General features: G+C 60.7%; 9 protein-coding genes. 2 read left to right on the top strand and 7 right to left on the bottom strand.

Annotated elements, in window-relative coordinates; genetic code table 11:
• Nucleotides 1–211: 211 nt before the first annotated feature.
• On the top strand, nucleotides 212–616 hold the full coding sequence (locus VPH46_RS15860) for a hypothetical protein (protein ID WP_416612769.1): 405 nt from the start codon (nucleotides 212–214) through the stop codon (nucleotides 614–616).
• Between the two features lies 1 nt (nucleotide 617).
• Here VPH46_RS15860 and VPH46_RS15855 read toward each other — a convergent pair whose 3' ends face one another.
• The 5 genes from VPH46_RS15855 to VPH46_RS15835 all read right to left on the bottom strand — a co-directional run bounded on the left by VPH46_RS15855 (nucleotide 618) and on the right by VPH46_RS15835 (nucleotide 9,367).
• Nucleotides 618–1,499, bottom strand: a complete 882-nt coding sequence (locus VPH46_RS15855; RefSeq protein WP_416612767.1) for a DNA N-6-adenine-methyltransferase — start codon at nucleotides 1,497–1,499, stop codon at nucleotides 618–620.
• 175 nt (nucleotides 1,500–1,674) lie between these two features.
• Nucleotides 1,675–2,871 carry a GIY-YIG nuclease family protein gene (locus tag VPH46_RS15850; protein ID WP_416612765.1) on the bottom strand — a complete coding sequence of 399 codons (1,197 nt, stop codon included), beginning with the start codon at nucleotides 2,869–2,871 and terminating at the stop codon, nucleotides 1,675–1,677.
• The gene (locus VPH46_RS15845) at nucleotides 2,864–4,930 is read right to left on the bottom strand and encodes a DEAD/DEAH box helicase family protein (RefSeq protein ID WP_416612763.1); all 2,067 of its coding nucleotides are present in this window, start codon (nucleotides 4,928–4,930) and stop codon (nucleotides 2,864–2,866) included. Before VPH46_RS15845 ends, VPH46_RS15850 begins: the two co-directional genes overlap by 8 nt.
• 220 nt (nucleotides 4,931–5,150) lie before the next feature.
• Entirely contained in the window at nucleotides 5,151–6,635 is a 1,485-nt protein-coding gene (locus tag VPH46_RS15840; protein ID WP_416612761.1) for an ATP-binding protein, read from the bottom strand.
• A gap of 2 nt (nucleotides 6,636–6,637) precedes the next feature.
• Nucleotides 6,638–9,367, bottom strand: coding sequence for a class I SAM-dependent DNA methyltransferase (locus VPH46_RS15835; protein WP_416612771.1), 2,730 nt, complete (start codon nucleotides 9,365–9,367; stop codon nucleotides 6,638–6,640).
• 107 nt (nucleotides 9,368–9,474) lie between these two features.
• Between VPH46_RS15835 and VPH46_RS15830 the strand changes: the two genes are divergently transcribed.
• Entirely contained in the window at nucleotides 9,475–11,256 is a 1,782-nt protein-coding gene (locus VPH46_RS15830) for a DEAD/DEAH box helicase (RefSeq protein WP_416612759.1), read from the top strand.
• Between the two features lie 15 nt (nucleotides 11,257–11,271).
• Here VPH46_RS15830 and VPH46_RS15825 read toward each other — a convergent pair whose 3' ends face one another.
• Both VPH46_RS15825 and VPH46_RS15820 read right to left on the bottom strand, forming a co-directional pair.
• Entirely contained in the window at nucleotides 11,272–11,466 is a 195-nt protein-coding gene (locus VPH46_RS15825; protein WP_416612757.1) for a hypothetical protein, read from the bottom strand.
• A gap of 7 nt (nucleotides 11,467–11,473) precedes the next feature.
• The gene (locus VPH46_RS15820; RefSeq protein ID WP_416612755.1) at nucleotides 11,474–11,644 is read right to left on the bottom strand and encodes a hypothetical protein; all 171 of its coding nucleotides are present in this window, start codon (nucleotides 11,642–11,644) and stop codon (nucleotides 11,474–11,476) included.
• Nucleotides 11,645–11,828: the final 184 nt, after the last annotated feature.

The raw sequence follows: 11,828 nt of genomic DNA, 5'->3' as shown, positions 1-11,828 counted from the left end.
TCAGGTGAACCAGCACCACCATCGCCAACATGTCCGCACTTAACCTTCTACTATTAGAGAGTTTCCTGCGGACACTCGGGCAGAATGATCAGAACGGCGGGCGGAATCAAATAATGTGGGCGTGGTGCGCGCTCGCCCTCCCCTAAATAGATGAAGTTATCAGGAGATGGTCATGGGATGGAGACATTATGAAGGACGAGGAACAGGAGACGTGTCGCTGCTGAACGGCGAAGGGGCGAATATTTCTGCTACCTACGAAAGTGGTTTGGTGCTGACTGGAAGAAGTCGCGTATTTGCCGGTTACTACGTCCGCGTCACGCTTCCGAGCGAGACCGAGTTCACGGGAGAGGATGAGCACTCCCTACGTTCCGCTCTCTTGCGGTTGGCATCCAACCTTGCAGCCGGGAAGCTCATCCTGACCTGCTCCGGTCTCGATCCGCGTTGGCGACAGAGCGGGCTGTCGGAAAACACAGGGTGGGGCTATTTTCCCTTCTACCCGGAAGCGGTCCACATGATGAGCCCAATCCCCGAGTCGGTCGAGCATGTCGATGAACTCGACAGAGAGATCAGGGAGGCCGTTTCAGACATGCGGATTGGCCTCGATACGCGACAATAGGTCAGTCGGATCGAGGAAGCCAGAAGCCCGGTATCAGTTCGGCAAACCTTTGCTTCGCTGGGTCTTCACCGCCGAAGATGACGACCATGAGCGAGAAAGGCGTTTGATCTCCACGCCCCTTGCTACTCAAAAAGCGTATTCGCCCGCGCAGCATGTAGATGTCGGCGTGCAGGCGAAGATGGTCGTGAAACCATGCGGAATCTGTTCGCGCCGGAACAAGGCTCACAATCGTCTGGACTCGACCCGAGCGCCACTGCTCCTCCGCTCGTCGCAGCCATTTCAACATGGCCGAGAATGGCGGATTCATGAAGGTCAGCCTGCCCGACCATTCATCCGATAGCCCGTCGCCTCCTTCCTCGATCAGAATGCGACGTTTCGCCCTGACCGGACTCTCGACGTGACCACAAGGGTCGAGGTCCACCTCGCCGAACGCTGCATAAACTGCGTCCATGAATTCGGGAGGCGTGAAGCGGGTATCGCGCCCGCCATTTGGGTCGAAGAGCCAGTGGGCGCGTTCAGGCGCGCGGCGACGAGCCTTGGGGGCGAGCGCTTCCAGAAGCCGCAATGCGCTTCGGACCGACCCCTCGCCCTGTTCGAGATTGCTGACCGTGCCCCGCGCTATCCCTGCTCGCGCCGCTGCCTGTTCGAGTGAAAGGCGTAGCGTCCGTCGCCGCTGCCGTAGTTGCGCCGGAAGATCAGCACCTCGCGCCACGCCGGACAGGTGGTAGTCCAACGCCTTCATGACCGCGACCAGCGTCGGCATCGTGCCGACTCCAGCTTCCAGCCTCTTTACGACCTGCGGATCGACTCCGGCGCGAGCCGCTAACTCAAGCCTCGAAAGCCCCTTTGAGCGGCGTGCAGAACGCAAATCCTCGATCAACATATGACCCATCCGGGGGTCTTATGCTGATCACGGTATGCGTGTCACTCTGCTCCTTGTTCGCTGGCGCGCAAACTTACCCATTTCTATCGACGCAGCGCCGAGTAGGGATCGCAAACGCACGATCGCTATCGTCGCAAAGCTCGCGGCAGTCATGCGCTGCAAGAGCAGCGGCCACTCAAAACATGACGAGCCGCCCCTGCATCGGATCATAGCTGCATTCGGTGATGGTCCCGTCCCGAATGCGAGACACCGCCTCATCAATCACGCCGAGGGGCACGAGAAACCACTCGCGCGGCTTCACCGGATTGCCAAAGCGATCCGTGATCGTGAGATCGATCTGCGCGGGTGCGAACACCTTGTGGATCAGTGCTTCGAGCCGCCGCCGATTGATGTTGAACAGCTTGTAGGTGGAGACAACCTCTACACCGGCGAGCAGGTAGGTAGCATCCTTCTCCACGCCTGCGAGCCGCGCCTCGACGGTGCCGCCTGTCACGCCGATCTTGTGCAGCACCTCGCGATGTTCAGCCACAACCGGGTGCGTGGAGTTGCTTCTCAGCACGTATATGGTGCCGCTCTCGGTATCGTCGTCGTCGGCCTCACTCTTGAACAGCGGTCCCGCTGACGGTTCGGTGATCCGTCTGCCCGCCTCGTCCTTGTAGAGCGCCCGCTGAAGCGAGCGCAGCAGCATGTCGCTCTCGGTCGCATTCGAGTAGATCACCCGTAGGCGAGCATCGGCCTCACCGTTGGGCGCTCGAATCGGGTCGCCCACCTTGGCGACATAAGCGATTTGTCCACCGAGGATGAAGAACTGCCCGGTAGTGATATCGGCCTTTAGGAAGCCCGAGTCTTTGACGAAGGGGCGAGTTTCGCGCACGCCCGTCTCCAGATCGCGCTCGACCTGCTCGAACAGCGACCGGAACTGGTCGAAGTCGGCACACCGTTGGCGATTTGCGATCTCCTCAGCGGCACGGCGCTCCTCGCGCGAAGGGACGTGGCGGAGCTTGGTTATGTCGCCCGTCGCCTCGATACCCTCAAGCTCAGCCAACAGGGCGTCGCTATCGAGTTCCTCCGGCTCGGGTTGCGCCTGCTGGTCAGGGACAGCAAGTAGCCCGTAGCGGTCGAGATCAGCCAGCAATGCATGACTATCGAGCCGCGCCCGCAGCCGGTCCAATCGGACGGCGTAGAGCCGCTCGAAGATGTCGCGATCTTCACCATGCTGGGGCGCTCGCCCGTGCTCCTCACGGAAGCGCACGATGTCTTCGAACCCGGCGATGATCCGCTCTTCCAGTGGCGTGTAGGCTGAGCGCTTCGGCTGTGGCTGCGCGAACTCGTCGAGTTCGGCGCGAAGCTCGTCAAGGTCGAGGTCAGGCATACCGCCCCTCGTCCTTGAACCGCACGAAGGCAGCAGCGCCCTCGGCGAGGCGCTTTTCCCACGCATCGGCGGAGTCGATGGATGGTAGGCGACCCCGCTCCCGCTTGAACCGCACTGCGCCTCCGGCCAAGTCCTTTGCTTCCTCCGGCGTGAGCGCCGTGCGCCGCGCTGAAATGACAGCATGCACCTGCTTCAGCACGGCCTCGTTCATCGCCTTGGCGAGCACCGAGTAGGCCGCTTCGAACGGGTTGATGCTGTCGATCAGGTCAATGTCGAGGTCGCGCACGTCCATCGCGATCTTGCGCACGCCGTCGATCAGCGCGGTGTTGGTCCGGTCCTCTCCGCCGCTGCCGCCCTCGCCCGCCAACTGCTTGGCCTTCTGGGTGAGATTCAGGGCAGCGACCGCGTGCTGGCGCACGGCTTCCTGATCTTCGTCGCTCAGGTCCGGATAGCGGTCGCGCACGATCTTGCCCATACGCACCTGCGTCAGTTCCTGCGGCACCACCTCTTCGTCGAAGAGGCCACGTTCCAGCGCCGTCTTGTCCTGCACGAAGGCGGTGATGACCTCGTTCAAATCCTCCCGGCAGATGCGCGAGGCTTCCTCGCTCTTGGGCTCGACGAGACCGTTGATTTCGAAGTGGTAAAGGCCGCGTTCCTCATTCACGCCGACGTTGGTTTTGCCCTCTTGGTAGCCATCGGGACCGTAGTCGAAGCCGTCCAGCTTGCCGTTGTCCTTCGGCGTGAAGTTGAACCGGGGGGCGAGCACCTGCTCCATGAGAAGGCTGGCGGCGATCGCCTTCAGCGTGTCGTTGATCGCATCGACAACAGCGGCTTCGGACGCATCCGGTTCGGCGATCAGGTTGGTGAAAGATGCGGTTTCTTTCCCCGGCGCGTCGCGCGTTGCGCGCCCGATGATCTGGATGATCTCCGTCAGGCTGGAACGATAGCCGACCGTCAGCGCGTGCTCGCACCAAATCCAGTCGAATCCCTCCTTCGCCATACCGAGCGCGATGATAATATCGACATGCTCGCGGTTGCCCCGCTGCTTCGGGTCTTTGAGCGCCGCCAGCACCTTGCCGCGCTTCGCATGGTCGGAGTCATCGACCAGATCGGCGATCTTGATCACCCGCCCGTCGTGCAGTTTCACGCGGTAGAAGCCGGTGTCGGGGTCGGCACCCAGCCACTCCCCGAGATACTCCATGATCTCCTCGACTTCCTTGATCTTGTCCTTCGTGCTCTCGCGCGAGTTGACCGAGGGGATATGGACGATGGTCTTGCGGGCCGGATCGAGCACCGCCTCGATCGCTTCGAGGTAGCGGCCCGTGTAGAAGAAGTAGCCGATGTTGAGCGCCTTGAGGTGCTCGTAGCCGTTCAACTGCTCGTAATAGGTGTAGGTGACCGTCTCGAACTTCGCCTCATCCTCGGGCATGAGGACCGGCGCGGCGTCGCCTCGGAAGTAACTTCCGGTCATGGCGACGATGTGAACCTGATCGCGCTTGATGAACTCGCCAAGCTGGCTACCGAGCCGGTTGTCCGGGCTGGCAGAGACGTGGTGGAACTCGTCCACCGCGATAAGTCGGCCGTCGAACGCCTCCACGCCGAACTGCTCGACCGCGAACCGGAAGGTGGCATGCGTGCAGACCAGCACGGTGTCGTCGCTGGCAAGGAACTGCCCGACCGCACGGACCTTCGACGGATCGACCCGCTCCTCATCCGGCCCCGGCGTGTTGCACAGGTTCCACTGGGGCTTGACCACCCAGTCGGCCCAAAAGCCGAACTTGGACAGCGCCTCGTCCGCGAAACTGCCTCCGATGGACTTCTCAGGCACGACGATGATCGCCTGTCGAATGCCCTGATTGCGCAGCTTGTCGAGCGCGATGAACATCAGCGCCCGCGACTTGCCCGAGGCCGGGGGCGACTTGATCAGCAGATACTGCTCGCCGCGCCGGTCATAGGCCCGCTCCTGCATGGGGCGCATACCAAGCTCGTTCGCCTTGGCGGATGCGCCGGTGCGGGCGGTCTTGAACGAAACGGCTGGGATAGGAGCGACTGAAGTCATTGAGCTATCGTGCTTTCCACCTGATATGTGTCAACCCGGCCTGCCGAGCGCCTTCGCTTGGACAGGCCGTCTCTCGGCTCTGGAAGGCCGATAATCAAAACCCGATCAAGACCAAAGCGGGAACGCGCACATCCGATTATCCACGGTTTTCCGCCACTTCCCCCTCTTATTCCCACCTCTCACCCGCCTTCCAATCAAAACCCGATGAAAACATCCGCGTTCACGCCCAGTAGGGGACATACCCCGCGCGAGGACGCTCCGGGTCTCCGGGGCGGATCAGCCGCTCGTTCAGAGCCAGCTTGATCACCGCCGAGGCTTGAGAGGCATTCCCTTCAGCGATTCCGAGCCGCTCGCGCAGGCTGGCGTTCGTCATTCGGTCGCCGCTGACATATCTCAGCGCCGCGTGCTGGTAGCAGGCCCGGACGCGCTCATCCTGTGTCATCTCCGCGAAGCGGCGCGGGGCGAACAGTGACGCGCGCACCGAGGTGTCCTCCTCCCGGAAGTCAGGCGGGGGAAGCTGGTGAAGCTCCGCCGAGGCCAGCACCTTGTCGATTCCGGTGCCCTGCTCTTCGCAGAGGCGCATGCGGCGCATCAGCGAAGCGAGCGCCTCGTTGCGGGAGCGAGGCGGCGAGTCGAGGAAGCGATCCGGCTTGACCAGCGGTTGCCCCGGATTGGTAATCTCCAGCCGGTCCTTGAACAACTCGATGAGAGGAGCCGTGCCGGTGATCGTCATATCCTGATGGATCAGAGCATTCGCGATCAACTCGCGGATGGCGATGGCTGGGTAGAGAGGCTGCTCCTCACGAAAGGCTGTGCCGATATGCTCGTTGTTGGGCAGCAGGGTATGAATGTAGTCGGTCAAACCCTTGAACCCGTTCGCATAGCCCTTCTGCCCGTCACGACGGTGCGTCACCGTAGTCGCGCGGTTGCTGCCCTCGTAGGAGACGAACCGGACGGCCTTGCGCGCGAGCGAGGTCGAGAAGTCGTGCAAGTTTTTGGCGAACAGGATCGCTCCGAGGTTAGTGATATTCCACTTACCCCCTACATCGGCTTCGATCAGCCGATCCGCCCTGAGCTTGTCGAAGATGCCTGCGCGATTATCCGGCAGGGGCTGGGCGGTCAGGTCGAAGTAGCTGGTGTGGTCGAGGCGCGCGAGCACCTCGTCGCCAGTCAGGAACTGCGCGGCGAGCCCGGTTTCCCATGCGAAGGACTGGAGCTTGGACCAGAGCAGCTTCTGTCGCTCAGGATGGTCGGACAGGCGTGGTGTCGCGCTACCGACGCGGACGTAGGCCGTTCGCTCGAACTCAACGGGGCTGGTCGCGGCTGCCGGGATTTCGAGCAGCACGAGCCGTTGGCCCTGATAGTCCATGCTCTTGAAGCAGAACGCAACCGAGGGCTGGAGGCACTTGCTCAACCAGAAGTCCAGCGGCTGATTCTTGTGCTTCGCGGCAGACGGCTCGAACGTCGTTCCGGTGACCGCGTGATCCCCGTCGCGGACACCCCAGACGACATAGGCGAAATGCTGGTCGGCGAGCCGCGCCGCGTTCGACAGCGCCGAGATCAGCTTGCCGATCATCTCCGGGTCGGCGACGTTCTCCTTGAACTCGGCCCACATCGCCTCGGCGGGCAGCGAGCGCAGATCGTCGATCAGCGCATGCTGCCGCGCCTGCTCACGCTCGGGTGCGTCCAAGATCGGCGAGGCCACCCTCACGCAGCCTTCTTGGTCGTCATTTTGGTATAGAGGTCGAACAGCTTCTCAAGGCGTTCTGTATCGTTGCGGAACTGACGCCCAATGTAAATGCGTTCGATCACCTCGTCATTTCGCTTATGCGCATGATAAAGATCAGGAAACTCAACCTCCATGCGTGATGCATCATAAAGCTCATTGATATTTGCAGGGAAGTATGTTTCGCGAGCAACCATTATCTGGGTAGCGCAGCGTTCAAGCTGAACCCGATTTTCAGCAGTCAGTGGCGGAACTGGAAACGTGTTATAGACAACTGTGTTGCCATACCTTATGCCATTACCCAGTTTTCCTGCTATTGTTTCAGCCCAAACTCTATGCAGCGTAGAGGCTATAAGAGAAAACTCGACAAGCCTAATACCATATACCGCAAAAGCGGCATGGCTAATGACGTGCCCTCTTTCACTTAATGATATCGGAACGAAGTCAATATCGCTTCCAATCGTATTACCTACATACAAGAACGGAGAGTCTTGATAGGTGGAATAGCAGAAAGCATGAGGCCGCTTGGCTGCCTTTTTAGCATCACGTCCCGCACCCTTCCTATATTCCCGACAATCTTCTATGATGGCTTGTAGTGCAGGTATCTTCTGCGCCTCACCCGCGTAATCGTCATCAATCCAAACACAAAATCGGCGCTCGTTACTCAATAGTTCTTGCGTTCCGCCATAGCTCTTTAAAAATGCTCCCGAAGCCGGATGCTCGCGAACCAGAGACCGATAATCGTCTGGTTCAAGTATGAGTCTTTTGCCATCAACGGGGTTGCTGCCCATTGTCATGGGATGGAGACTTGAGAGAGCTTTACTCCGGGGGTGCACGATTATCTCAGAACCGGGAATCAGATAAGGACTGATTTGCTGACACTCTCTGCGGATTTCACCGTCGAACAAAAGCCGTGTGGAAGCGCTGGTCCTTGATAGACCAACGATCGTGCACCAAACACCCGCGTTTCGCGAAGCTGAGTTCGCCCATCTAAACGGGCGGTAGGCGAACTTGATGGTTGCCCTTTCGAATACCCGGGGCCAAAGAAGTGCTACTTGCTCGCCTTGACAGATTGAACTGGTAGAAACAAGCGCCATATCTGCGTTTGCTCTATCCATATAGTCAAGCCCTTTAACAACAAAGGCTGCAACATAGTCGAGCAGCTTTGCCTTGCCGAGACCGACTCGTTCCATGTCGTCTACTTGATCAGGACTCTTCTTCTTAGCTCCCAAGTATGGTGGATTGCCGCAGATGTAAGTTTCGCCTCCTGCGTTTGAAAAATCTATCTCGGATTGATCTAACGGAGTTTCGAACAGATCATCTGCTCGGATTTTTACTCCTGTTCCAGTGGACGGGCAGATGCTCAGCCAGTCCAACCGAAGCGCGTTCCCACACGTGATCCAGTTCTGTGAGTCCAGCGGCAGGAACTCGGCGAGCGCCTCCTGCTGCCCACGGTAGAGCACGTCCGCCTGATACTCGGCGATGATGAGCGCGAGGCGGGCGATCTCAGCGGGAAAGTCGCGAAGCTCGATGCCGCGAAAGTTGGTGAGCGGGATGTCGGACCTGCGGTCAGGCTCGCCCCGTCGCCGGTTCACCTCGGCCTCGATCGCCCGCATCTCCTTATAGGCGATTACGAGGAAGTTGCCCGAGCCGCAGGCGGGATCGAACACCCTGATCCGTGCCATGCGGTTGCGCAGGTTCAGGAGCTTGCGCCCGTTATCGCCCGCTTCGTCCAACTTGCCCCGCAGGTCGTCGAGGAACAGCGGGTTGAGCACCTTCAGGATGTTCGGAACGCTGGTGTAGTGCATTCCGAGCGCACCGCGCTCCTCGTCGTCCGCGACGGCTTGGATCATCGAGCCGAAGATGTCCGGGTTGATCTTCCGCCAGTTCAGCCCGCCAATGTGCAGCAGATAGGACCGTGCTATTTTGCTGAACCGGGGCGTCTCCGTGCTGCCGCTGAAAAGCTGGCCGTTCACATAAGGGAATCGGTTCGCATAACGGGGGACCTTCGCGGTCTCGCGGTCTTGAGGCTTGGTGTCCATCGCCCGGAACACTTCGCTAAGTATCACATGCAGGTCGGAGGCGTCGCGCGCGCTCATTTCCTCCACGGTGCTCGTGAACAGCCCCTCGCTACGGAATATGTCGGTGTCCTCGGCGAAGAAGCAGAAGATCAGGCGCGCCATAAAGTGGTTCATGTCGGTGCGGCGTTCGACCGTCCGCCATTCCGGATTCTCAGTGAGAAGCTGGACGTAGAGCCGGTTCAGCCGCCCCGTCGCCTTGATGTCGAATGAGCTTTCGCGAACCTGCGGAACGGTGGTGATGCCCGCGAGCGGCAGGAAGAAGCCGAAGTGATCCGGGAACTGAGGATAGGCGCAGGCGACGGTCTCACCGCTGGTCATGTCCTCGGCTTGAAATGCCTCACCATCGGTGGCGAGGATGAAACGGGCCTTGGCCGAGGCAGTCTTGGGGCTGGCCCGCAACGCCCGCAGTGTCGCATCGACCTCGCCAGTCGGGCACGTCGCGATGTGGATGTTGCTCCGCTGGAGCACGGCACCGGGCACGTCGGACTGGTTCGTGGAACCAGAGCGCAACCGCTTGATCGTGGTTTCCGGGTTACCGAATGCGCGGAGGAACTCGAACGGGAACTCGCCCGCCTCAAACGGCTGTTGGGCGAGGGTGGAAACGGCGTCGTCGATCTCAACAGGATTCATGCTGACACCATAGAGATGAGGATGATTGCCTGCCAGCAACAAGGCATCCGCATTGCAAACGCTTGCCCGCGCGGCCACTCTTCTCACCGAGGCATCGGGGGACGCCCGTGGGGATCACGCGAGAAAGGATTGTCGAGGCACTGACCAGCGAACGGGCGCTAACCCTTCAGGGTGCCCCGTTCACTGTTCTGGGGGCCGAGTGGGCGGACGAGTTCATCACCATCTCTATGAGGCCGGGTGCCGCACGCAAGAAGGTGCCGCTGGACGAGGGACTGGAAGGCGGGCGCATTCGCTGGGGCCGCGAGCTTGAGTTCGGCGGGATCATCAAGTTCGTCGATGTCGATAATGACCGGGTGGTGGTGCAGCCGCTCGAAGGCGCGGCACCGAAGGAGGGCGAGACTGCATGGGTTTTCCTCAACGACTTTCTCGGCCCGCTGATCGATATGTGGCAGGGACCGATGGCAGCGCGAGCCGCCAAGGCTCTCCAGCAATCCAAGGTCGATCTCGATCCCTTACAGGAGGTGAGGCCACTTCCGCTCGACTTCGCAGACCTGCGCAAACGGCAGGTCGAGGCCGCCCAGAACACCGCTTACCGTTGTTCGATCGTCATCGGTCCTCCCGGCACCGGCAAGAGTTTCACGATCGGAGCCACCGCAGCCTACCTGCTGCGCCGCTTTTCAAAGGCCCGCATTCTCGTCGTTGGGCCGACGAACGTCGCCGTGGACACGGCCATTCTCGCGATCGATGACTGGTTGCAGCGGATCGGCAGGCGTGATCTCGCGAGTCAGGTAAAGCGGGTCGGTGCGCACTTCGACCCGCGCAAATACGTTGATCGGCCACATCTGCTCGCACCGGGAATCGCCGAAAAGGTAAACGAGTATCTGGTGCTCGAAGCCTCCGAACCGCCCAAGACGAAGATCGCCGATTATGTGAAGTGGAAAGGCCGGTTGGATGCCGCCCGGACGAACTTGGGCGCGGACATCGAGACGACCGCCGCTTCCGCCCGCGTGGTCGGCGTCACCGTCGCGACGGCGGTGCGCTGGCATCACTGCCTGCAAAATCCGCGCTTCCCGTTCGTTCTCTGTGACGAGGCGTCACAGGTGCTCGGCCCTGCTGCGATGATGATGGCGGCGCTTGGTGCGCAGACCATCTTCGCGGGCGACCCCCAACAGCTTTCCCCTATCGCCCGATCGGAAAACGCTGCTGTTCGTGGGGCTCTCGCCCGCACCGCCTTCGACGTGTTTGCTCATGTGAAAACCACGCGGCTGAACGAGCAATCGCGTATGGCACAGGCCATCTGCCACATTGTCGGCGCGACGTTTTACGACGGCGACCTGCTGGTGTGTAAGAAGGCCAAGGAGGACAAGGCATGGCGCGCGAGCCGCTCGCCCTTCTTCGTCAACGGGCGCGAAGTGCCGAGGGTCTGCTTCGATCCGGTGCGTGAGGAAGCAACATTCTCGACCAAATATGGCGGGTTCATCCGGTTCGAGTCCGCGAAGCTCGTGCTTGCGGCACTGGATGAACTGGCCGGTTCCTATGTGGACGCGAAAGATATCGTGGTTCTCACGCCTTATCGGGCGCAGGTGGCCTTGCTGCGGTCGATGCTCCGACGCGATCACGCGCAAGTGAGCGTCAGCACTGTGCATCGCGCGCAAGGCAGCGAGCGCACCTTGGTGATCTTCGATCCGGTTGATGCGTCGAGCACGTTTTTCAACGGCGAGGAGGGTGATCGCCTCATCAACGTCGCGATCTCGCGCGCGAAGGCGCATGTCGTCATCCCCTATCACGCGAACGACCTGCGAAAGCCCGCCATGAAGCAGATGCACAGCATCGCTACCAAACTGTGGCAGACAGCCGGGAACTACGCCGCGCCATTCAGCTTCCGTTGATAGGCGCGGCGTTGATTAGCCCCGTGCTCGGGAGTGAAGCAGCGCGATGTTGCGCGCTGCTTCTTGCTCCATCTGGGCGAGGCGGTGCTGGATCAGGCGATCGCGCATTCCGGTCGGAAGATGCCGGGGATCATTTGCTGAATAGGCTGGGCGAGCCATCAGCTTCCAAATCCAGATCGTGCCATCATCGTCGATGTAGTCGTCGTCCATCAGCTATTTAGGCGGCGTGGAACGTGAGGTTAGCCGCGCGCTTTCGGCGCTTGCGCTCCGCGTCCTTGGCGCGGCGTCTCGCCTTCTGCTGCTCTTTTTGCTCTGGCGTCACCACTATCACCGGTGCGCCGACCTTCGCTGGTGGTGAGAGTTCAAGGCCGAGCGGCACATGTTCCATCGTCGCAGCGACATGCGCCAGCGTGTCGAAGTAGCTCTTGAGGTAAGTCGCTTGCTCGGTAAGCGTGGCCGGTAGGCCGCCTTGCTATTGCGGGCGGCTCTTCTCGTAGGCGAGCTTCCCGGCATGGCGGCGGATGGCGATGGCGGCAACGGCGCGTCTGGTGAAGCGTTCATCGATGTCATCG

It is taken from the genome of Sphingomonas sp. MJ1 (PH-R8), assembly GCF_048058635.1.
GTDB lineage: Bacteria > Pseudomonadota > Alphaproteobacteria > Sphingomonadales > Sphingomonadaceae > Sphingomonas.
The sequence above is the reverse complement of the archived record's forward strand: the minus strand, read 5'-3'. Positions and strand labels throughout refer to the sequence as shown.